Annotated in this window: 21 protein-coding genes and 1 pseudogene; 11 read left to right on the top strand and 11 right to left on the bottom strand. The window is 67.9% G+C overall.

Features of this window, described 5'->3' with window-relative positions; translation table 11 throughout:
* Positions 1 to 57: 57 nt before the first annotated feature.
* The gene (locus tag ACQ9ZG_RS07985; RefSeq protein ID WP_181398045.1) at positions 58 to 561 is read right to left on the bottom strand and encodes a hypothetical protein; all 504 of its coding nucleotides are present in this window, start codon (positions 559 to 561) and stop codon (positions 58 to 60) included.
* A 210-nt stretch (positions 562 to 771) separates the two neighbouring features.
* Positions 772 to 1197 carry a CBS domain-containing protein gene (locus ACQ9ZG_RS07980; RefSeq protein WP_018486793.1) on the bottom strand — a complete coding sequence of 142 codons (426 nt, stop codon included), beginning with the start codon at positions 1195 to 1197 and terminating at the stop codon, positions 772 to 774.
* 302 nt (positions 1198 to 1499) lie between these two features.
* Here ACQ9ZG_RS07980 and glnA point away from each other — a divergent pair, with 302 nt between their 5' ends.
* Both glnA and ACQ9ZG_RS07970 read left to right on the top strand, forming a co-directional pair.
* Positions 1500 to 2861, top strand: a complete 1362-nt coding sequence (gene glnA, locus ACQ9ZG_RS07975) for a gamma-glutamylpolyamine synthetase GlnA2 (RefSeq protein WP_018486792.1) — start codon at positions 1500 to 1502, stop codon at positions 2859 to 2861.
* A gap of 187 nt (positions 2862 to 3048) precedes the next feature.
* On the top strand, positions 3049 to 3465 hold the full coding sequence (locus tag ACQ9ZG_RS07970; protein WP_499280179.1) for a hypothetical protein: 417 nt from the start codon (positions 3049 to 3051) through the stop codon (positions 3463 to 3465).
* A 26-nt stretch (positions 3466 to 3491) separates the two neighbouring features.
* Here ACQ9ZG_RS07970 and ACQ9ZG_RS07965 read toward each other — a convergent pair whose 3' ends face one another.
* Positions 3492 to 3704: a helix-turn-helix domain-containing protein gene (locus ACQ9ZG_RS07965; RefSeq protein WP_219995575.1), complete on the bottom strand. Its 213-nt coding sequence runs from the start codon at positions 3702 to 3704 to the stop codon at positions 3492 to 3494.
* A 716-nt stretch (positions 3705 to 4420) separates the two neighbouring features.
* Between ACQ9ZG_RS07965 and ACQ9ZG_RS07960 the strand changes: the two genes are divergently transcribed.
* A complete protein-coding gene (locus ACQ9ZG_RS07960; protein ID WP_146225391.1) occupies positions 4421 to 6844 on the top strand; it encodes a hypothetical protein in 2424 nt (807 codons plus the stop codon).
* 56 nt (positions 6845 to 6900) lie between these two features.
* Here the strand turns inward: ACQ9ZG_RS07960 and ACQ9ZG_RS07955 are convergent.
* The 5 genes and pseudogenes from ACQ9ZG_RS07955 to ACQ9ZG_RS07935 all read right to left on the bottom strand — a co-directional run.
* A pseudogene (locus ACQ9ZG_RS07955) lies at positions 6901 to 7047 on the bottom strand (transposase); the annotation flags it as partial.
* A gap of 412 nt (positions 7048 to 7459) precedes the next feature.
* On the bottom strand, positions 7460 to 8326 hold the full coding sequence (locus tag ACQ9ZG_RS07950) for a GNAT family N-acetyltransferase (RefSeq protein ID WP_109914155.1): 867 nt from the start codon (positions 8324 to 8326) through the stop codon (positions 7460 to 7462).
* An 88-nt stretch (positions 8327 to 8414) separates the two neighbouring features.
* A complete protein-coding gene (locus tag ACQ9ZG_RS07945) occupies positions 8415 to 8579 on the bottom strand; it encodes a hypothetical protein (protein WP_164494953.1) in 165 nt (54 codons plus the stop codon).
* On the bottom strand, positions 8576 to 9700 hold the full coding sequence (locus ACQ9ZG_RS07940) for a radical SAM protein (RefSeq protein WP_109914154.1): 1125 nt from the start codon (positions 9698 to 9700) through the stop codon (positions 8576 to 8578). The genes ACQ9ZG_RS07945 and ACQ9ZG_RS07940 overlap by 4 nt, the downstream gene beginning before the upstream one ends.
* Before the next feature lie 193 nt (positions 9701 to 9893).
* Positions 9894 to 10274: a hypothetical protein gene (locus ACQ9ZG_RS07935; RefSeq protein WP_239694861.1), complete on the bottom strand. Its 381-nt coding sequence runs from the start codon at positions 10272 to 10274 to the stop codon at positions 9894 to 9896.
* 392 nt (positions 10275 to 10666) lie between these two features.
* On the opposite strand from ACQ9ZG_RS07935, the gene ACQ9ZG_RS07930 reads away from it, so the two are divergent.
* The 5 genes from ACQ9ZG_RS07930 (at position 10667) to ACQ9ZG_RS07910 (ending at position 14854) form a co-directional block, all read left to right on the top strand.
* A complete protein-coding gene (locus ACQ9ZG_RS07930; RefSeq protein WP_099220760.1) occupies positions 10667 to 10984 on the top strand; it encodes a putative quinol monooxygenase in 318 nt (105 codons plus the stop codon).
* Positions 10975 to 12216 (top strand): helix-turn-helix domain-containing protein, encoded by a 1242-nt coding sequence (locus tag ACQ9ZG_RS07925; RefSeq protein ID WP_258311910.1) that lies wholly within the window; start codon positions 10975 to 10977, stop codon positions 12214 to 12216. Before ACQ9ZG_RS07930 ends, ACQ9ZG_RS07925 begins: the two co-directional genes overlap by 10 nt.
* 289 nt (positions 12217 to 12505) lie before the next feature.
* Positions 12506 to 13441 (top strand): MerR family transcriptional regulator, encoded by a 936-nt coding sequence (locus ACQ9ZG_RS07920; RefSeq protein ID WP_109914152.1) that lies wholly within the window; start codon positions 12506 to 12508, stop codon positions 13439 to 13441.
* 126 nt (positions 13442 to 13567) lie between these two features.
* The gene (locus tag ACQ9ZG_RS07915; protein ID WP_109914151.1) at positions 13568 to 13984 is read left to right on the top strand and encodes a hypothetical protein; all 417 of its coding nucleotides are present in this window, start codon (positions 13568 to 13570) and stop codon (positions 13982 to 13984) included.
* 195 nt (positions 13985 to 14179) lie between these two features.
* Positions 14180 to 14854: a nucleotidyl transferase AbiEii/AbiGii toxin family protein gene (locus ACQ9ZG_RS07910; protein WP_109914150.1), complete on the top strand. Its 675-nt coding sequence runs from the start codon at positions 14180 to 14182 to the stop codon at positions 14852 to 14854.
* Positions 14855 to 14978: 124 nt separating this feature from the next.
* On the opposite strand, the gene ACQ9ZG_RS07905 is transcribed toward ACQ9ZG_RS07910, so the two are convergent.
* Entirely contained in the window at positions 14979 to 15275 is a 297-nt protein-coding gene (locus ACQ9ZG_RS07905) for a hypothetical protein (RefSeq protein ID WP_109914149.1), read from the bottom strand.
* Between the two features lie 138 nt (positions 15276 to 15413).
* Positions 15414 to 15752: a hypothetical protein gene (locus ACQ9ZG_RS07900; protein ID WP_109914148.1), complete on the bottom strand. Its 339-nt coding sequence runs from the start codon at positions 15750 to 15752 to the stop codon at positions 15414 to 15416.
* 156 nt (positions 15753 to 15908) lie between these two features.
* Here ACQ9ZG_RS07900 and ACQ9ZG_RS07895 point away from each other — a divergent pair, with 156 nt between their 5' ends.
* Positions 15909 to 16673: a GntR family transcriptional regulator gene (locus tag ACQ9ZG_RS07895; protein WP_109914147.1), complete on the top strand. Its 765-nt coding sequence runs from the start codon at positions 15909 to 15911 to the stop codon at positions 16671 to 16673.
* A gap of 206 nt (positions 16674 to 16879) precedes the next feature.
* Here ACQ9ZG_RS07895 and ACQ9ZG_RS07890 read toward each other — a convergent pair whose 3' ends face one another.
* The gene (locus tag ACQ9ZG_RS07890) at positions 16880 to 17278 is read right to left on the bottom strand and encodes a GNAT family N-acetyltransferase (RefSeq protein WP_258311903.1); all 399 of its coding nucleotides are present in this window, start codon (positions 17276 to 17278) and stop codon (positions 16880 to 16882) included.
* 479 nt (positions 17279 to 17757) lie between these two features.
* Here ACQ9ZG_RS07890 and ACQ9ZG_RS07885 point away from each other — a divergent pair, with 479 nt between their 5' ends.
* A complete protein-coding gene (locus tag ACQ9ZG_RS07885) occupies positions 17758 to 18594 on the top strand; it encodes a putative protein N(5)-glutamine methyltransferase (protein WP_499280178.1) in 837 nt (278 codons plus the stop codon).
* Positions 18595 to 18633: 39 nt separating this feature from the next.
* Positions 18634 to 21630, top strand: a complete 2997-nt coding sequence (locus ACQ9ZG_RS07880) for a bifunctional [glutamine synthetase] adenylyltransferase/[glutamine synthetase]-adenylyl-L-tyrosine phosphorylase (protein WP_028415516.1) — start codon at positions 18634 to 18636, stop codon at positions 21628 to 21630.
* Positions 21631 to 21821 lie beyond the last annotated feature (191 nt).

Here is a 21821-nt window from a genome sequence, read left to right as displayed (position 1 = left end):
TCTGGGGAACTGCTGGTCGTTCGGGATCGGGAGAAGGGCGGAGGTGAACGCCCACTCCTAAATACGCAGCACCGAGACGGTGGCGAGCACTGATATCGGGGGCGGCGGAGCCCGCAGCACCCGCAGGAGCCCCGCCCCCACCGGCGTACCGAGCCCCCGCCCGCCCACGCGCACCCCGAACAGCCAGAGCCCGACGAGGGCGAGCCCCCAGGCACCGAGGACGGCGAGACAGACGGAGAGCGGATCCATGCCGCTCATGGGGGAGTCGGGGGACGCGGGGCCGGAATGATGCGCGGCTCCGCCGGAAACACCGTCACCCCCGACCTCGACGGCGGACACGGCGGCGGGTCCGGTGTGCGCGGAGCCCGGCCCGGCCTGCGCGGCCATCGGGGCGGACTGCGCGACCACCGGACCCGCCTGCGCGGTGAGGCCCGGGTCGGGATGCTCAGCGGGATGGCCGACGGTGTGCATGGTGAAGATGCCGAAGAGCAGCGCGGCGAGGAGCAGGAGCCGCCCGCACATCACGCTCCCGCTCCGGACTCCGCCGACCGTACGCACCATGGGAGCACCCTACCCGGGGAGGGTATGCGGGACGGAAACGGCCGGCGGCCCGGCACCCTCGTCGGATCGACGGAGCACCGGACCACGGCTCACGACTCACGGACCTCGGATCCCAGCCCTCAGCCCCCAGACCCGGGATCAAGGATCACGGATGCGGGTTCACGGCTCACGCATCCGGGTTCACGAACCAGGACCACAGAGCACAGAGGCTCAACTCCGCGAGTACACCTTCTCCGCCCAGGCGGCGATCTGCTCCTCGGTGAGGTGCTGGGCGAGGTCGGCCTCGCTGATCATGCCGACGAGCTTCTTGTTCTCGACGACGGGGAGCCGGCGGATGCGGTGGTTCTGCATCTCCTCCAGGACCGCGTTCACGTCCGCGTCCGCCTCGATCCAGCGGGGCGTGCCCTGGGCCAGCTCGCCGGCGGTCACCTTCGAGGGGTCGTGGCCCATGGCCACACAGCCGACGACGATGTCGCGGTCGGTGATGATGCCGACCATCCGGTCCGCGTCACCGTTGGCGGAGACGGGCAGCGCGCCCACGTTGTGCTCACGCATCAGCTGCGCCGCACGGTCGAGCGTCTCGTGGGCGGGGATCCAGCGGGCCCCGCTGTGCATGATGTCTTTGGCGGTCGTCATGGCGGATTTTCCTCCTGCGTGCCGATGGCACTGCCGTACGGCCCCGAGCGCAACCCATCGTCATCGCGCGGCCCGGAGCGCGCGACCGCAATCACCCGTTCAGGTGCGCCGGTACGAGGACGGTGGCGTACGCACACCCCGCCACGGCCCCCACGTGGCGGGGCCGCCGACCGTATCGGGTGGCCGGGTGCTCTCTCTCACACCGTGTGCGTAATCTGGGGGAAATCCCGGGTCGCGATACTGAAGTGTCCCCCTACCCCGGGCGGTGGTGCACGGACCGTCTGAACTGCAAGGATGTGGCAATGGACAAGCAGCAGGAATTCGTCCTCAGGACCCTTGAGGAGCGCGACATCCGCTTCGTGCGGCTGTGGTTCACCGACGTCCTGGGGTTCCTCAAGTCCGTCGCCGTGGCCCCGGCCGAACTGGAGCAGGCCTTCGACGAGGGCATCGGCTTCGACGGCTCGGCGATCGAGGGCTTCGCCCGGGTGTACGAATCGGACATGATTGCCAAGCCGGACCCGGCCACGTTCCAGATCCTGCCGTGGCGTGCGGAAGCACCGGGCACGGCCCGGATGTTCTGCGACATCCTGATGCCGGACGGCTCCCCGTCGTTCGCGGACCCGCGCTATGTCCTCAAGCGGATCCTCGCCAAGACCTCCGACCTCGGCTTCACGTTCTACACGCACCCCGAGATCGAGTTCTTCCTGCTGAAGAACAAGCCGGTGGACGGCACCCGCCCCACCCCGGCGGACAGTTCGGGCTACTTCGACCACACCCCGCAGAACGTGGGCATGGACTTCCGCCGCCAGGCGATCACCATGCTCGAATCGATGGGCATCTCGGTGGAGTTCAGCCACCACGAGGGCGCCCCCGGGCAGCAGGAGATCGATCTCCGCTACGCGGACGCGCTGTCGACGGCGGACAACATCATGACGTTCCGTCTGGTGATGAAGCAGGTGGCGCTGGAACAGGGCGTGCAGGCCTCGTTCATGCCGAAGCCCTTCTCGGAGTACCCGGGTTCGGGCATGCACACCCACCTCTCCCTCTTCGAGGGCGACCGCAACGCGTTCTACGAGTCGGGCGCGGAGTACCAACTCTCCAAGGTGGGCCGCTCGTTCATCGCGGGCCTCCTGAAGCACGCGGCGGAGATCTCGGCCGTCACCAACCAGTGGGTCAACTCCTACAAGCGCATCTGGGGCGGCTCGACCCGAGCGGCCGGCGCGGGCGGCGAGGCCCCCTCGTACATCTGCTGGGGCCACAACAACCGCTCCGCCCTCATCCGCGTCCCCATGTACAAGCCCGGCAAGACCGGCTCGGCCCGCGTCGAGGTCCGCTCCATCGACTCCGGCGCCAACCCGTACCTGACCTACGCGGTCCTCCTCGCCGCAGGTCTCAAGGGCATCGAGGAGGGCTACGAACTCCCCGCCGGCGCCGACGACGACGTCTGGGCCCTCTCCGACGCCGAACGCCGCGCGATGGGCATCGAACCCCTCCCGCAGAACCTGGGCGAGGCGATCTCCCTGATGGAGAAGAGCGAACTGGTCGCGGAAACCCTGGGCGAGCACGTCTTCGACTTCTTCCTCCGCAACAAGAAGCAGGAGTGGGAGGAGTACCGCAGCGAGGTGACCGCCTTCGAGCTGAAGGCGCTGCTGCCGGTGCTGTAGCGCAGCGGGCCGGCGGCTTGGAGAGCGCTATGGCGGGCGGGCTGCTCCGGTTCGAACCGGAGCAACCCGCCCGCAGCCACGACTACCTCCGGGCCGCCTGTGGGCCGCCGATCCCGGATGGCGGCCCACAGGCGCACCGATTTCACCGGACTCCAAGGGAGGGGAGGGGCCCGTGCAGACAGCGGGAGTGGACCTGTACGTCAACCATCCGGTCATGGCCTTGGGGTCTCCGGACTGGATCAGCACGGACCTGAAGTTGGCCGGCGCTCCCGCTGCATCCAACGACACTCACGTCCTCGTCCGCGTACAGCCACAGACAGCTCTGATCAGGGTGCGGCTGTTCCAGGACCACGGAGAGAGCATCGCCGCCGACCCATCGTTCACGACGGTGTTCGACGGCTCCCTGTACTTGGCAGACAGACGCTTCGTGATCGGTGACGTGATGGGGGAGAGCCGGTTCATCAAGTACATCGGGGGACCACAACGCTGGCGAGTGCGGGTCGCGGTGGACGACCCCAAAGGCCACGCGCGTGCTGCCGATGTGGTCCTTGGCGCTGAGGAGTGGAGCTGCGCAGGACTGACGCCGAGAGGGCACGAACAGTAGCGATCGGCCGTACGACGTCTCAACGGTCAGGCCGAGAGCTCCCGCACCTCACGCGTGGCGGCCTCATCGAGAAGGAAAGCGCGGGCCAAGCGCTCCAGCACATCGGAACTGGGGACCATGCGTCCGTTCTCCACCTTGGACACGGTGGGCTGCCCGACCCCGGGCCCCTGGGCCAGTGCTGCACCGGACAGGCCGGTCTCAGCACGCAATGCCCGAAGGTGCGCACCGAGCACCTTCATCCGCTCCAGCCGCTCACTCCACAAAGCCGGGGTTGCACACCACAGAAAGGAGACCACGCCCAAGCCAGCGCAGGCGGCAACCACCGAGGCCCATCATGATTCAAACTTTCTCGACTGTTTCGGCTCGCTCCGCTCCCCGCGCGCGGCACGGCGCCCGGCCGGGCCTGCGCTCCTATCTCCGTCCCGCTCCAGCCCGGCCGACGCCCGTGCCGCGCTCAGAGCTGACGCCAGAGAAGGGGTACGTCGTGGCTGGGGCGGTCGGCTCCATGGCTTTAGGTAGCCACTTTGGCGCGAGCCTCGATGATCATGGCCCCAGCCTCGTGCTTTACCGGGCAGGTCCACAGACTGCCCGACGCGCCGGAAGCTTGCGGTGCCATGATCACTCGCGCCAAAGCAGCTCCAGCCCAAAGCCGCTCCACCGACCCAGGTGACATCGCCCCGTACGTCAGTCAGCTTCGTTCATTTTCAAGGCGTGTCAACTGTTTCCTTGATATCTTAACCCGGGGATTAATTTACCAGGGGGAGTAAATGTTTTGGGGACTATAGAAGCGGAGGCGTTGCAGCCCCGACAGGGTTGCCGTCGCGCTTGTCCCGGTTTCGAATATAACCGATGGCCGGACGTTCGAATATTTCGCAGTTGCTGTCGTTCTAAGAGTATCACCGAGGGCCATTCTGGTTCGCGATTGATCCGATAATTGAAACAAAGGAGAAGTAGCGTGGGTGAGCCAACTTACCAAAACATCACCGCAACTGTGCGGCCCCCCCGGTGCGCCATCTTTATTAATAAGAATAGTGAATACTGGAAGACTGCAGCCAACGTGGCTATCACCCAAGCGTCTCATGTGTGGGGTGGTCGTTACTTTCTGATTGTGCCGACAGACGGCAAAAAGATTGAAGGCAAGTTTTGGGAGTTGCTTGAGGCCTACAGTCCGGACCATCTCGCGGTCTGCAATCTAACGTTCAGGGACTTCGAAGAAGCCAACCCGGATCGATATGAGGAGATCAAAGAATTTCACAAGAATAGCGACCAAACCAAAGGCTGGAGTGACGCAGAGTTCGAGGATTGGTTTACGGGTAGTGCTGCGCAGTCTCAGGTGGATGAGCTCACCATCAGTGAAAGCCTACATAAGGAGCTCATCTACCGTTTGAGCCCGTTTCATTACAATGATGCAGTCGACCAACATCTGACGAGTACGTCCGGCTTCGGGTACCCCTTCACGAAGATCGCAAAAATCATCTCGGCGACTACCAGACACATTGGTCTCGTGAGGCTCCCCCCGGCAATTAGTGACCCAACGTTCAAGCTGCTCATCCATTCTGAAACGGGAGTAGGAAACAGCGAGTATATAGACGAGATCAGTGAAGCTGGCTTCACGGCGAAGCGATTGCCAGACACATACAGAATGACGAACCTTTTGACTCACGTTCAAGGGTCGCAGCGGCCATATTCTGGCGAACACGAAGAACCGCGCCTAGATGAAAATTTCCTACCGAACACTCCGTTCGGTCTAAGTATGCTGCACCTGGGGCAGTACTACAGGGCTGAAAATCATCGGTCAGACAAAGAGCCAGTAGTTCTAGTGCTTGGCGACACAGTGGAAGACTTCTGCTTCTACTACTCATTGTCCCGCATGCATGAGGGCGTTAAGTGGCTTCCACGGGCCTGGCTGCGCTCTTACACTAAAGCACGAAATGCGGCCAGGAAGCGCCGTGAGCAGAAACGAGAAGTAGAGTCATTTACGATAGAAGAGCAGTCAGCACGCGACCTTGTTAGTGTTGTCTCCTCGCTGATTAACTACGGCCATAGCGCTAAGAGCGTGCAATTGTGCAGCATGAGCCTTAGTCAACGACAACTCGTTTCCTATCGGACCCAGATTAGAAACCTCCCATATTTGGAGCCCGACAGGTTCATTTCCAAGGTTGAATGCGTGTCCGTCGAATCCGTCTCCACCTCATGTTTGTTGCGGGTCTACGAGACCGACAACTACGTCAACCATCGCAGTATGGTATTTGTTGATGGGAAAAGTGTCAGCCCATTTGATACGCCGAAGCCTAAAAGCTTCAACGCAATCAGACTTCCCGACCACTATTGGCTGACGTCGCTACAAATCGAGGGTTATCAGCCGCCATCACTACCGACGTTGGGGCCAAAGATCGCCAATCTCCACAGCTCGACCACTGAGTCTCGTGTAGCAAATGATGGCATTGCTTACCTGTGTCCCAACTCCATGATCTTCGGTAGTGACCTCGACGCCATTTTGGTTCGCCCTAAGATCGAGATGCTAGACACTATGACGCTCTTCGATACCTACTTTGAGGGTATCGGTGTCAAAGTGCGGTACTCAGACAAGGGAAACTACTTCAACGACACGCTCCGACGGTTTGGCGGCCTGGACGCTACCGGCAGGTTCATCAAGGCTGCCGCCACCAGGTCGATCCTGGATAAGTTCATGTCCAGGAAGGTGGCCGAGGGCGGCAACATCATCTACCTGGAGAACGACCAGAGGGCCTATCTGAATCTCCAAGCCATTGCAGGCAGCCTGGGTGACGAGAAGACGGCTGCTGATCTGATAGATGGCCTTGTAGGAAATCAGGTGCTTCAACGCGGCTATATTTTCCAGTGTGAACGGTGTCGTCTGGTTTCCTGGTATGGAATCGAAGCCTTGACGGCAGAATTCAGATGCAACCGCTGCTCTTTGAGTCAGCAATTCACGCGAGGGCATTGGAGGGACCCGGCTGTACCTCACTGGTACTACAAGCTTTCGGAGACAATTTACCAGTTCTACCGGAATAACTCACACCTCACTGCGCAAGTTTTGTACAAGCTGAAAGGTGAGTCAAGGTCTGCTTTCCACTATGCCCCGGAGATCGATCTACTCGACTTTCCCCGGAGAGGCAAGAGCCGAGAAATGGACGTAGCTTGCATCGTTGATGGTGCGATCGTATTCGGCGAGTGCAAGACTGATTCCTTGAAGGTCGAAGCCCTGGAAAAGTTTGCAGCTTTGGCAGGGATGCCTCTCAGATATCCCGCCCGAGTCATCTTTGCAACAACTCAACCTGTCTCAAGCGAGTTCAAGGAGCAGATGAGTAAAGTACCAAACGCCGAGCTGATGCTTCGCAGTGACTTGTACGACGACTAAAGGTTGTTGCAGAAGGGTGGGTGTGGGCAGGTTGAAGTGGAGTTTGACCTGCTGGTTCAGCCGGTCATGGCGAGGTTGTGCGTGGTGGCGACGGCTTGGACGGCGTGGTGGAGGCCGTCTCCTTTCTGGCGGCAGTCGCGGAGGATTTTCCAGGTCTTCATGCGGGCGAAGGTGTGCTCGACGCGGGCTCGGACGCGTCGGTGTTCGGAGGAGTTGTCATGGCCCAAATGAAAGTCCTCCGGCAGCCCTCCCTCAGCACTCCGTACAGCCATCCAAGGCGTTCAGAGTTCTCGCGGACTGAGCAGCACGGATGATCGCGAAGGATCTTGGTGCTGCGGATGGTTTGGTTGTTGAGAACCTGGTCGTCGGAAGCTTGCGCCAGTGGTCAGGGTTGCGGTCGTAGCCGGATGACGAAAGCTTTGGCAAGGGACGTTGGGCTCCGGCTGTACAACAGCGAGGTAGAGCAACCGCAACAATCAGTCCTGGGCAGTGTCAGCCGCAGGAACCCGATGCGTGGTCGCTACGACTGTTGAGGGCCGATCCACGTAGCCGAGGCCCCCTGGGGGCCTCCGGCATTGCCCGGACCTCAGCGAAGCGCGGCAACCCTGTCAGCGGTTACGCGTGAATCGTGTGGCTGAAGCCGAGGGAGATCAGTCCTTCGGACCGGCACAGAGTGTCGGAGGGGCCGCCGACCTCAGTCTGGAGCAGTTGGTAGGCGGCCCCGTGGCGTTGGCCCCAGTGCATCGCGGCCCTCCAGAGGAGGCGCCCGAGGCCTTGGCCCCGGGCCTCGGGCAGGACGGCGAAGTACTGGGGCATGAGCTGCGGGCGTCCGATCGCGTCGGGGCGGACTTCCATGGGGCCGATCGCACCCACGATGCGGTCGGCAACTGCGGTGGCAAGGACGGGGCCGCACCGGTCGGCTTGCATCCGGGCGTGGAGAAAGGCCAAGCCGTCCGTGGCCATGTCCCTGGCGAAGGGGGCGAACGTCTCCTGCACAGTGGCCGGCCAAGAGGTGACGGAGCGGACCGGGCCGTCGGGGGCGGGGCAGGGGTTGGTGGTGAAGTCCTTGAGCTGGATGCGTGTGCCGTGCGGGTGCGTGGTTTTGGGGCCTAGGGGGCGGACTACCCGGGCGCCTGCCACGTCGTGCACGGCCGCGAGCTTGGCGGCCAACTCCGCGGCCTCCTCCACGACGTTGTCCGTAGGACCGTAGGCGAACACCCTGACGGTGCCGCGTCCACGCAGGGTCAATGTGGGAATGAAGGTGCGCTCACGTTGATGGACCACGTTTTCGCGGAGAACCTTCTCGTCCTTCTCGCCGCCCCAGCGCCTGTCCTTGTCGTAAGGAAGGAAGCCACCGATGTCGGCCGCTCGCAGGACGTCCTCGAAGATGTCGACGGTCAGGGCGTCGGGGTGGACGGGGCCGAGGGTCGGCACGATTGGTGCGGTCAGTTGGGGTCGGAGCCAGTCCCAGCGGAAGAACATGGGCGGCACCCTAGCGGTGGTCCGGGCAGGCCTCAGGCCCCGACGCGAGTACGCCGAGGCCTGAGCGGAGTTGACCGGGTCGTGTCGGTCAGTGGGGGTTGTCGTCTCCGGCGTCGCAGGAGCATTCCGCGCTCTCCACGATCACGTCGAGGTCCTGTACGGCGGTGATCGACGCTGTCGCGACGGGAGGGGCGGCGCGGCGGGCCGAGGTCGGCGGGCCGGGGAGGATGGTCACCGGTACGGGTGGGGTCATGAGGCGGTCTCCTTGTCTCCGTGCTGGCAGTAGCTGTGCAGCGGCGCCCTGGCCTCCTGGTAGTGCTTGGCCAGGGGACGGCAGACCCGGCAGGTGCCGGACAGGGCGCAGCCCTCGCACCCTCCGGTGCGAAGCATGAGTCGGTCAGCGATGGTGCCGAGCCGGGTGAGGCCGTCGATTCCTTCGGCCATGAGGTCGATCTGCTCGTCGCGGCCGACCTTGCAGATTGAGACCTTGGCGTGCGGGTCGGCGTGGAAGAAGGTGTGTCCCGCGTTGCAGCCGGCGAATGGTTTGCGCTGCCGCAAGTGGGCGGCGGACTGGGCGAGCAGCGGCTCGCCGCCTCCGTAGATCGTGGGCGTCATGTTCGTGTACGCGTGGTTCTCGACGTTCCACTCGTCTGCGAGGGCGGCCATCTCGTCGGCCTCGGAGGCGTTGTCCTCGGTCACCACGACGTTGATCCGCAGTGGCAGACCCGCCTCACGGGCGGCGTCCATGCCGCGCCGGAACGCATTCCACGCTCCGCGGCGCTGGGTGAGCGTGTCGAAGGACTCCTCGCTCGCCCCGTACATGCTGACGACGAGGCGGTACGGCGGGCAGTCCCGGAAGAGCCGGAGGAGGTCAGGCCGCCAGAGCAGCGAGCCGTTCGTGGAGATGGTGAGCATCATCCCGGCCTGCCAGGCGTACCGGTAGGCGCCCTGGAAGTGGGGATCCATGGTGGGTTCGCCGCCGGTGATCTGGAGCCATAAAACGCCCGCCGCGCGCATGATGTCCAGCAGCCGTACTTTGTCCTTCCAGCCCAGGCCGGAGAAGGGCCGCTCGCCTAGATAGCAGTGCTTGCAGCCGAAGTTGCAGCCCAGGTTGATCTCCCAGGACGCTCGGCAGTAGCCGTACGGAGACGGCTCGCGCACCAGCACGGAGCCGCGCGTCGTCTGGCCGCCCAGGTCCAGGCCCCACGCATCGGCGGCGGTCTGCACCGCCCAGGTGGGAAGCATCTCACCATCGGCGGCGGCCTGGCGCAGGCCTTCGTAGTGGTCGACGGGGATGCGGGCACCGGCCCGTGCTCCTGGCTTCAGGAGCAGGTGCCCGTCGAGGAACGGGGAGGCGATCAGCGCGTGGGTCATCGGTGACCCTCCCTTAGGCTCACGGAGCGGGACAGCGGGCGGAACTCCTCATGGCCGGCACGGCAGTGGATCTCGCCAAGGCCGCTACAGGTGCCACAGGTCCTACCGGGCGAGTCGGCACCACTCCCACCACAGTCCCCGCACTGTTCGTTACGAGGCGAGCGAGGGCTCCGGGCCTTGGGCGGGCTTGCGATCAGCTGGCGCACGTGGCCTCCTCCAGAGCGTCCATCCAGGTGTGCTGCGCGGTGTGGTCGACGAACAGACGGCAACCGTCACCGTCGGGCCCGGGGGCGGCCACCGGGCAGTCCGGCAGTACGACTAGTTCTGCTTCGTCCGACCCGCGCCAGCGGAGCCACAGCGCGGTCCCGTACGCGTCGGCATCGGTGAGGAGGCCGAAGTGCTCCCCCTCGTCGTGTGCGGACAGTTGGCATCGCACTGCCCTGTCGATGTACGTGACGGCCGACTTCTCCCGTGCCTCCCCTGCGAGTTCGAGGGGCACCCGACGCCAGCGGGCGCACCGCATCAGGACACCAACCAGCAGGACGCGTCGGCACTCTGTTTCTGTTTCGAGCATCGGGAGTCATTGCACGGCCGATAGCAGCCGGGGTTCTCCGAGGCGCCCGTGCTCGACGCGGTGACCTGGTGGGGGTTTCTCACCCTCTTGTCGGTGGGTCGCAGGCCTACCGACGCGAGCTGGGCACCGGTCTCCGGGGCCACCGCGATCTCACCGGTCTGCTCGCTCACGAGCCTCGGCTTCGGAGGCGTTGCTGCGAACGCGACAGCTGATGAAGTGTCGATCTTTAAGAACGGCATGGCGGAACTCCTTGAGTCAGGTCCGGCGACGTTCACCGAGCCGCAACGTCTCCACGAAGATAGGCGCAGAAAAATTGCGAGTCAAGAAATTCTGCGAGTAGCAGTGCTGCTGTATCTCTGCGACTCTTGGGGCGGCAACCTGAGGAGGACCACATGACCAGCGGATTCGGCCTGATCGTCCGGTTCAACCTGCGCGACGCAGAGGCGGCGGAAGCCTTCGACTCTCTGGTGGAGGAGACGCTGCAGGGCATCCGGGCCCACGAGCCCGGCACCCTCTCGTACGTCGTCCACACCGTGGCGGATGAGCCCAACTCCCGGCTCTTCTACGAGCTGTACGCCGACCGCGCGGCGTTCGATCAGCACGAGCAGCAGGCGCACACCCGTCACTTCCTGGCGGAGCGGGAGAAGTATGTGACCGACTTCGAGGTCACCTTCGTACAGAGCCAAGGTGCTGCCGGGGTGTGGAAGTGACATCAGAGGAACGCCGCGCTTTCGGTGCTCGGGTCGCCGGCCTTCGGGAGGCACGTGGTCTGACGCAGAAGCAGTTGGCGGCTGAGATCGGACGCACCGCGAGCTGGCTCTCTCAGGTCGAGCGGGGCATTCAGCCCGTCAACCGCCTGGACGTACTGCGCCTGCTGGCAGACGGTCTTGGTGTCTCGATCCAGGAGCTGCGTGCCGACGCGCCGGCGCAGGAGCCGACAGATGGCCCGGCCGTCGAGCTTCCCAACGATCTCGACCAGGCTCGGCTGGTCATCTCGGGGCACGCAGTCCCGGAAGTCCTTCTCGACGAGACCGAACCCGGCCCCGCTAGCCTGGAAGAAATCCAACGCGCGGTGGACCGCGTGTGGGACCTGACCCATGCCAACGAGTTCGCTGAACTCAGCGCCTTGCTGGGGCCACTGGTGCCCCGGATCGAGCGGGCGGCGAGAACGGCTCCGCCGAGTGAGCGGGGAAGGGCCTGGGGTCTACTCAGCCGCACTTACCAGGCCCTCTCCTCAGCCTTCGTACGGCAGGGCGAGGCGGACGCCGCGTGGGTAGCCGCAGATCGAGCCATTCGCGCGGCGGAGCAATCAGGCAACACCCTGGACGTCTTCGCCAGCGTCTTCCGTCTGTCCCAGGCCTTCGTGCGTCTCAAGCACCTCGACCAGGCCGAACACTCCGCGACCACAGCCCTGAACGCCCTGGAACGGCACTACACACAGGCCGCAGCCGCTCCCGAAGTACTTTCGGTCATGGGTGCGCTGCACTTGGCCCTCGCTCTCATCCACGCACGGGCGGGTGACCGGCCCCGGGCACGAGAGGAGATGAAGAGAGCGCGAGAGGTCGCGGGAAGGCTTGAGGAGGACCGGAACGACTTCAACCTGGAGTTCGGCCCGACCAACGTGGAAATTCAAGCCGTCTCCATCGCGGTCGAGCTTGGAGACGCCGGCGAAGCCATTGAAGTGGGCACCGAGCTGGACACGTCCGCCCTCTCGTTGGAACGCCGGGCCCGACTCAAGATGGACCTTGGCCGAGCCTATGCGCAGCGACGCCAAGTCGGGGAAGCTCTGGGGTCGTTGCTGGCTGCCGAGGAGCTGTCTCCCGACCTGGTCCACACCCATGTTGCTGCCAGGGACACGATCCGGGAACTTCTCCTTCTCGCAGGGCGCGCAGCGCCTCCAGAGCTGAAGGAGCTTGCCGATCGGGCTGACGCACGCCCCTGAGCTGTTGTCCGTCAACTCGGTGTGTCTTGCCGACCCGCGCTGCCACGGCAAAGGCCCATACCGTCGTTGTGGTGTCGCGCGAGGTGCAGGTCAGAGCGAGCATGCCCGGCCGGGTACCGGGTGTCCGTAGTCCGTGAGGTGCGCTCAGTCGCCTCCGGCCGAGCCGAGCCCACCCACACCAATCTGCCATCAGGGGCGCGCCTCCGCAGCGCGGGGTTGCACCTTCCGTAGCGGCATGTGGTCCGGTGGACCCGCGCCCCGAATTCCGCAAGGGAAGGTCCCCGCTCTCATGCACGCGTCTTTCATGCCGCCCCGCCAGGTCAAGATCGGTGACGCGGCGGCCTTCGTCGGCAGTACGCCGCGGGCGATCCGCCACTACCACGAGATCGGCCTGCTGCCCGAGCCCGAGCGGGGTGGCGACGGCCGTCGCCGTTACGGGTACGAGGACATGATCCGCCTGCTGTGGATCCGCAGGATGGCCGATGCCGGGATCGCCCTGGACGACATCCGTGACGCCTTCACCACGGACACCGCTTCCACCGGTGCGGGCAGGGGAGGGGACGGGGAGGGCATCGCGGGCGTCCTGGAGCGGCTGGAGGAGTCCCTCGCCGAGCAGGAGGCGGAACTGCGGCGGCAGCGAGCCGCCGTGCGGCGGATGCGTGCCGAAGGGAGTCGGATGGGGCTGCTCTCCGACTTCGTCACCGAACGTCTCAAGGGCCTGCCCGAGGGTTCCCTGCGCCAGGCGGACCTGGACACCCTGCTGGTCACCGAGCGGATCTTCGGACCGCTCGGCGCGGCCCTCCAGGCCGCCCGCTTCATCACCCTGGCCACGCACCCTGCTCTGCGTGCGGAATCCGACCGCATTGACGACGCCGAGGAGGCGCTCGACGACAGCGTCGCCGTCGATGATCCGCGCGTGGCTCATGTGGCCGCTGAACGGCATGCCTTCGAGAAGACTCTGCATGCCGTCATCGAGGAGTCCGGCCTGGACGAGGAAGACGACGCCCTCTGCGATGCCTGGGATGCTCTGCACCCTGCTCCCGCCGATGCCGGCGAGGGAGGCGAGGAAAGGGCCGACGTCGGCGGAAGCCGGAGGGAGGCCGGTTCGATGAGCGTGCTCGAAGCCATCGGCAAGATGCCGTACGACTTCTCCCCGGCGCGCCTGCGCTGCATGGAACTGGCGCAGGAACTGGCCGCCCGGGACGCGCCCAGGAGCGACCGATGAAGACCGCCGGGCAGTCATGACCTTCCGATGGGGCTCCCCGCATGCGCATGACCTGCCTGCGTGTGACGTCGGGCGGGCTGCCGACGGGTAGGCTGCGCCGGTCATCGCGATCACCCGAGGAACGTCATGCAGCTCTCACCGACGCCACTCAACCGTCTGGCGAACAGCTGCCTCGGAGCCGTTCCGGCGGTTGCCGGGATCGCGTACGCGGTGCAAGCCGATCGCGGGGTGCTGCGGCTCGCGGCCGGTCTGGCCGCGATCGGGTTCGCCGTGCTGGCCGTACGGGGGTATCGCCTCGGCGTGACGTGTGAGCATGCGCGGATGACGGTCCGTGGCTACCTGCGTACGCGGGTGATCGACCGGGAGCGCATCTCGGAGATCACGGACCTCCCCGCGGTGAGGTGGACGGATTGCACCGGACGTGCGCGATGGACGCCGCTCGTGGCGCTCAGGACGAGCCCCGGCGAATTCCCGGCAACCCGTCTCCACAAGGCACGTGCGGTCAGCAGGCTACGACGGTGGGCGCGGCGGGGACGCGGCTGACCCGGGCGGCGCCCCTGGCCTCGACCGTTGCCGGAGTGACCGTTGCGGGGCGGCCGGAGCGGTGTGCCTCGTGCCCGCCCGTTGCCCGTCCGTACGCGATGACCCGTGCCCGCCCGTACGTGATAATCGGGGCATGGCATCAGCGTCCGGCCTCCCCGGTCTCCGTCGAGCCGGGTCCGGTGCCCGGGGCCCCGCGTGAACCTCACCGAACTCCACCACCGTCTGCTGGCCGATGTGTTGGACGTGGGCGGTGACCATGCCCTCGTCCTCGCCGGTGGCTGCGCCGTACAGGCTCATGGCCTGGTCGATCGGCCCGGTCGGGATGTGGACGTGGCCACCGAGAGTCCTGCGTCCATGGAGGGCATCGCGGCCGCTGTGCGTGCCGGGCTGTGGCAACGCGGTTGGCAGGTCGCGGAGTCGGACGTCGATCCGGTGTCGGCGCAGCTGATCGTCACCGAGCCGGTCGGTGGTGCCGCATGTGAACTGGTTCTGCGCAAAGAGGTGTTGTGGCGGCCGCCCGTACGGACTCCGCTCGGGCCGGTGCTCTCGCTCGACGACGTCGTGGGCACCAAGGTCCGCGCTCTGGCCGCCCTCGGTCTCGTACGCGACCTGGTCGATGTGCGGGCGGCCGTCGGTCATTGGAGCCATAGCGAGCTGGAGGAGTTGGGGCGGCGGCACGCCCCGGAAACCTTCGACCTGGTCGAGCTCCAGGTGCGGCTGGAGGGGGTCGACTGGGTCGATGACGCCGAGTTTGCCGCGTACGGGATCGGGGAGCGGGACGTTCCCGCGCTGCGGTCGTGGGCGCAGGAGTGGGCCAACGACATCGCGGAACGGCTCCTGGAGGAGGGGGCGCCGCCACCCGAGGGGTGAGGAGCGGGCCCGCACCCGGTGAAGGCGGTCGCGGGCCCTGGAGGTGCTGCACCCGGGGCGCCCCCTCGGCGCAGAGGCGGTGCACCGTACGCGCTACACCGGGGGCGTTCCCGGCAGGGCTGTGCTACACCGGGGGCGTTCCCGGCGGGGAAGGGGCCGGGGGCGGGTTGGGAAGCGGGGGGCCAGGGTTCGGCGGGGGCTGCGGAGGGCCCTCCCTGTGCCTGCCCTCGGGGCGGACCTTGCGGGGCGGCAGGCCGTAGATGCCCAGCGGCGGGAAGAGGTCCACGCGGCGCGGGTAGTCCCCCTCCACGCACTCCTCGCAGAGCAGGTCCCGGCCGGCCTCCGTGTGCCGGGCGGCGGTGACCGGCGCGTTCCAACAGGCCTCGCAGGTACGGACGTCCGTCGCGGACAGGGCGATCATCGGTGCCTCCCGGGCGGGGCCGGTAAGGCGTGGTGAGGGGCGGTCGTACGCATGGATGCCTCCGTCTCGGGGGAGCGGGTGAGCCGTGGCGCGGGAAGCGTGAGCCGCGTAGCGCCAGGCGGGTGGGTCGGCCGGGCCCTACGCGCGGGTTTCGCGCCACGCGCGGACGAGCTGGGCGGCCGTGGGGCAGACCGTGCCCGCCCGGCAGGCGTCGCACGTCGTCGTGTGGGCGAGCAGATCGCGGTAGGCGGTGTCGGGAGCGTCGGTCGTGGTCACGGTCGCCTCTCTGCTGATCTCGGCCCAGACGAACTCGGCGGTGCGGGTGAGCGTGTGCCCGAAGTGATCGGCCGTGGCCAGGGCCGCGAGGACCGCCGTGTGCTCGGTCTCCGTCAGCTCGGTGGGGAGGTCGGCCTCGACGCGGATACCGGCTGAGGTGTCGACCACGCGCGGCTCGATGCCGATGGCCGCGGTGAGCATGCCGGTCAGTGCCGCTGCCCGCGCTCGTGCTGAGTGCACAGTTCTCCCCTGTGAACGGATGTCACTCCATGTAATGCTGAATATTCAGCTTCAACCTGATGGGTTAGCTTTGTCAATATCGAGCCCTGAACGCCGCACCCTCACGGAGCCGCCGAAATGCCTCGCGATACCCCGTACTTGCAGGTGGCCGACAAGATCCGCACCCGGGTGATGGCGGGTGAGTGGAGTGTCGGCGACAAGCTGCCGTCCCGCGCCCGGTTCGCCGAGGAGTACGGCGTCGGTCAGTCCGTCGCCCAGCGCGCGATGGAGCGCCTGATCATCGAGGGCATCCTCGAAGGCCGTGCCGGATCGGGCACGTACGTCCGCAAAGCCCGCCAGCGCCTCAGGATGGTCCGCTCCCGGCTCCGCCAGGATCGTATCGGTTCCCCGTTCCGCCACAACCTGAAGGACCAGGGGTCGGACGGCACTTGGGAGTGCAACAGCCGGGCCAGGGTCCCCGCCACCGAGGACATCGCCGCACGGCTGGCGATCGAGCCGGGCGACCTCTGCGTCATGACGCACTACGAGTTCCTCGCGAACGGCCAGCCCGCCCAACTCGCCACCAGCTGGGAGCCGATGGCCATCACCGGCGGCACGCCCATCCTGCTCCCCGAGATGGGGCCGCAGGGCAAGATCGGCGTCGTCGCCCGTATGCGCTCCATCGACGTCAACATCTCCACCGCCCTCGAAATGCCGCGCCCGGCCCGCGCCACCCGCGAGCAGGCCAACTTCCTCGGCATCTCCGTAGGTGATCTGGTCACTCAGCTGGAGCGCATCTACTTCGATGCCGACGGCCGTCCGGTCGAGACCGCCGACATCATCGTGCCGGACATCCGCTGGGAGATCGCGTACGAGATCGACATCGACGACTCCCGGTTCTGAGCAGGTCCCGGGGCGGTCCCTGAGCCGTTCCGGGACGGTCTCCGAGCTGAGCCCGGCGGTCCCTCAGCTGATCCAGGGCGGTCTCCGGGCTGAGCCGGGGCGGGTTTCCCAGCTGATCCCCGACGGTCGGCCTGCGCAGTCGGCGCGGGTCGGCCGCCGCGGCCGTCTCCGTTCCGCTCGACCGTCTCCGTTCCCCTTGAGGCCCGTCAGGCCCTGATGGCCGACGGGCCCGAAAAGTCGCGGGCCGGCGCGTCCATCAGGATCTCGTCGCAGACCGCCCCGAGCCAGTGGCCCGCCTCCCGGAGCGTTCCGGAGGTCCGGAACCCGGCCTTCTCGTAGGCACGCACCCCCGCCTTGTTCGGGGCCAGGACCTTCAGCCAGACCATCCGCAGGTTGGTCACGTGGAACGCGTAGTCCAGCACCAGCCGGGTGGCCACCGTGCCCAGGCCCCGCCCCCGCGCCTCGGGGCCGAGCATCACCAGGTACTCCGCCGTGCGCACAGCCGGGTCGGACAGCAGCGTCGCCACCCCGGCCGGGACCGGGCTGCCGTCGGCGAGGTCGTACACCGTGAAGCGGAAGTTCTCCCCACGCAGTTGATGGGCCATGCCTTCCGCGCGCCTCCAGCGACTCCGGCTGCTGACGACCATTGCTGACGAGGAGCGCCCGGTCCTGCTCCCAGCGCCAGTACGTCTCCACGCCGTCCGCCCGTAGGGGCCGAGCGCACCGATGTCGGTGGAGATCCGGACAATGGGGTCGGGGGTGGTGCTGATGGCGGGCTCCCGTGGGTGGGTTCGGCAGTTCGCGTGTCGGGGCCGGGAGTGCCCGAGCTGCTTTCGGCGGGTCGCAGTCCGCGTCCTGACCGGCCCGGTGCCCCTCCCGCCCCCGATGCCGTACGCCCCGCCCTGTTGTACTGTGACCGCACCCCGCAACCGGGGCACCGCCCCGCCACGGGGCCCGACCTGGGAGGTGAGACCCATTACCGCTGGATCAGGCTGGGTGCTCACCCCGTACGGCCGCGTCGGACGACCGGTCTAGCGAGCGCATCGCGGAGCGCCCATCGGAATTCCCGAAAGGCTTCGCCCGCATGGTGCTTCCCTCCTCCCCCGCCTCCCTTTCCGCCACCGCCGATGTCCTGCGCCGGGCCGGCTGCGTCTTCGCCGAGGACGAGGCCGCGCTGCTCCATGAGGCCGCCGCCTCCCCGGCCGAGCTGGCTTTGCTCGTCGGGCGGCGGGTCGGCGGGCTGCCGCTCGAACACGTGCTGGGCTGGGCCGAGTTCTGCGGGCGGCGGCTGGCCGTGGATGCCGGGGTGTTCGTGCCGCGGCGGCGTACGGAGTTCCTGGTGCGGCACGCCGTCGCGCTCGCCCCGGACCCGGCCGTCGTCGTCGATCTCTGCTGCGGTACGGGGGCCCTCGGTCTCGCCCTCGCCGCCGCCCTGGAACGGGTCGAGCTGCATGCCTGTGATGTCGAGCCGGCCGCCGTGCGGTGTGCCCGGCGGAATCTGCACGGGCTCGGGGTGGCCCATGAGGGGGATCTGTTCGGGCCGCTGCCGGAGCGGTTGCTCGGGCGGGTCGATGTGCTGCTCGCCAATGTGCCGTACGTACCGAGCGCCGATGTGGAGCTGCTGCCAGCCGAGGCCCGGGTCCATGAGCCGCGCGTAGCCCTGGACGGGGGCGGGGACGGGCTCGACGTCATGCGGCGCGTCGCCGCGGACGCGCCCCGGTGGCTCGCGCCCGGCGGGAGCCTGCTGGTGGAGGCGAGCGAGCGGCAGCGGGACGCGGCGGTGGACGTCATGCGGGGTGCCGGGCTGGGCGCACGGGTCGTGGTCTGCGAGGAGCTGTACGCCACCGTCGTCATCGGTACGGCGGGGGCGCGGGCCCCGGTGGGCCGTGGCCGCGTCCCGAATCCGGCCGGGCAGGACTAGGCTCGGTGGAGATCGGGTCGGGCGGCGGGAGAGGGTGCGATGACGGCGGTGCCGGGGCGGAGAAGCAGTACGTTCATCAGGCTGCTGCGGCACGGATTCACCGACCCGTCCGCCGCGGAGCGGCTGCTGGAGCTGGACGACCTCGCCTCCGTACGGTCCGATCCGGTGCTCTTCGAGGCGCTCGGCGCAACCGCCGACCCCGACCTGGCCCTGCGCGGCCTCGTCCGGCTCGTGGAGGCCGAGGAGGAGGGCGAGCGGCAGGTGCTGCTCGACACCCTCATCACCGCCAAACCCCTGCGTGACCGGCTCCTCGGGGTGCTCGGCGCGTCCGAGGCGCTCGGTGACCACCTGGCCCGGCACCCGCGCGACTGGCAGGCGCTCGTCACCTACGAGGCGGTCGACCTGCACCCGGGGGTCCCCGAGTTCGAGCGCGGGCTCGCCGCCGCCGTCGACGCGGACTCCCTCCGCGTCGCCTACCGCCGCTGCCTGCTCACCCTGGCCGCCCGGGACGTCTGCGGGACCACCGGCATCGCCCAGACCGCCGCCGAACTGGCCGACCTCGCCACCGCAACCCTCCGCGCCGCCCTCGCCATCGCCCGGACGGCCGCGCCCGAGGACGCCGCGCAGTGCCGGCTCGCCGTCATCGCGATGGGCAAGTGCGGCGGGCAGGAGCTGAACTACGTCTCCGACGTCGACGTCATCTTCGTGGCCGAGGCCCGCGACGGCGTGGAGGAGCACAAGGCGCTCCAGGCCGCCACCCGGGTGGCCGCGCACATGATGCGGCTCTGCTCCGAGACCACCGCCGAGGGCACGATCTGGGAGGTCGACGCCAACCTCCGGCCCGAGGGCCGCAACGGGCCCCTCGTGCGGACCCTCAGCTCCCATCTCGCCTACTACCAGCGGTGGGCGAAGACCTGGGAGTTCCAGGCGCTGCTGAAGGCGCGCGCGGTCGCCGGGGATCCGGAGCTGGGCGCGGACTACGTCGAGGCCGTCTCCCCGCTCGTCTGGCAGGCCGCCGACCGGGAGAACTTCGTCCCCGACGTGCAGCAGATGCGCCGCCGCGTCGTCGACAACATCCCCGCCGACCGGATAGACCGTGAGCTGAAGCTCGGGCCCGGCGGGCTGCGGGATGTCGAATTCGCCGTGCAACTCCTGCAGTTGGTGCACGGGCGCAGTGACGCGTCGCTGCGCAGCGGAACCACCCTGGAGGCCCTGCGGGCGCTGGCCGAGGGCGGGTACGTGGGGCGCGCGGACGCCGCCCAGCTCGACGAGGCGTACCGCTTCCTGCGCTCCATGGAGCACCGCATCCAGCTCTACCGGCTGCGCCGCACCCATCTGGTCCCCGAGGGCGAGGCGGATCTGCGGCGGCTCGGGCGGTCGCTCGGGATGCGGACCGACCCGGTCGCGGAGCTGAACAAGGCGTGGCGGCGGCACGCGTCCGTCGTCCGCCGGCTGCACGAGAAGATCTTCTACCGGCCGCTGCTGGACGCCGTCGCCCAGCTGGCCCCCGGCGAGTCCCGGCTCAGCGCCAGGGCCGCCGCGATCCGGCTGGAGGCGCTGGGGTACGCGGACCCGGCGGCCGCCCTGCGCCACCTGGAGGCCCTCTCCTCCGGGGTCTCCCGCAAGGCGGCGATCCAGCGGACGCTGCTGCCGGTGCTGCTGGGCTGGTTCGCGGACTCCGCGGACCCGGACGCCGGGCTGCTGGGCTTCCGCAAGGTGTCCGACGCACTGGGCAAGACCCCGTGGTACCTGCGGCTCCTGCGCGACGAGGGGGCCGCTGCGGAGAACCTCGCCCGGGTCCTCTCCGCCGGCCGCCTCGCCCCCGACCTGCTCATGCGGGCCCCGGAGGCGGTGGCGATCCTGGGCGACCCGGAGGGGCTGACCCCCCGCACCCGGGAACACCTGGAGCAGGAGGTGCTGGCCGCGGTGGGGCGTGCGGACGGCGCCGAGTCGGCGGTCGCGGTGGTGCGCGGGGTGCGGCGGCGGGAGCTGTTCCGTACGACGGCCGCCGACATCATCGGCTCGTACGGTACGGAGGAGAGCCCGGCCGAGCAGGACCTCGGGGCCCTCGTCGACCGCGTCGGCTCCGCCGTCACCGACCTCAACGCCGCCACCATCGCGGGCGCGCTGCGGGCCGCCGTCCGGGAGCGGTGGGGCGACACCCTGCCGACCCGGTTCGCCGTCATCGGCATGGGCCGCTTCGGTGGCCACGAGCTGAGTTACGGCTCCGACGCCGACGTCCTCTTCGTGCACCGGCCGCGCGAGGGGGTGAGCGACGAGGAGGCGGGCAAGGCGGCCAACGCCGTCGTGGGGGAGATGCGGCGGCTGCTGCAACTGCCCACCGCCGACCCGCCGTTGCTCATCGACGCCGACTTGCGCCCCGAGGGCAGGACCGGGCCGATGGTGCGGACGCTGAAGTCGTACGAGGCCTACTACCGGCGCTGGTCGCTGGTCTGGGAGAGCCAGGCGCTGCTGCGGGCCGAACACATGGCGGGCGACGCGGAGTTGGGTGCCGAGTTCATCGAGCTGGTGGACCCGTTGCGGTATCCGGCGGAGGGGCTCGGCGACGACGCCGTACGCGAGATCCGCCGGCTCAAGGCGCGGATGGAGTCCGAGCGGATGCCGCGCGGCGCCGACCCCACCCTCCACGCGAAGCTGGGGCGGGGTGGCCTGAGCGACGTCGAGTGGACCGTCCAACTGCTGCAGATGCAGCACGGATCGGCCGAGCCGGGGCTGCGGACGACCCGCACGCGCGAGGCACTGGCCGCCGCCTGCGCGGCCGGGCTGATCCCGGCCGAGGACGCGGAGATGCTGGACGAGGCGTGGGTACTGGCCACGCGCGTGCGGAACGCGGTGATGCTGGTACGGGGGCGGCCCGGGGACACGTTCCCCTCCGACCCGCGGGAGTTGGCGGCGGTCGGGCGGTACCTGGGGTACGAGCCCGGGCACGTCGGGGACATGCTGGACGACTACCGGCGGATCACGCGGCGGGCGCGGGCGGTGGTGGAGGAGCGGTTCTACGGGGCGGTGGTCTAGGGGCGTCTCGCGGGGCTCCGCCCCCGGGCCCCCTCGGCGGGCACGGCCCCGGGCCCCCTCAGGGCTCCGCCCTGGGCCCCGCTCCTCAAGCGCCGGAGGGGCTGGAATTCCTGGGCCTCCGGCCCGGGCCCCCTCAGGGCTCCGCCCTGGGCCCCGCTCCTCAAGCGCCGGAGGGGCTGGATTTCCTGGGC

The organism is Streptomyces araujoniae (assembly GCF_050871195.1).
GTDB classification, from domain to species: domain Bacteria; phylum Actinomycetota; class Actinomycetes; order Streptomycetales; family Streptomycetaceae; genus Streptomyces; species Streptomyces bacillaris.
Note: the sequence above shows the minus strand (reverse complement) of the source record. Positions and strands in the feature narration are given on the sequence as shown.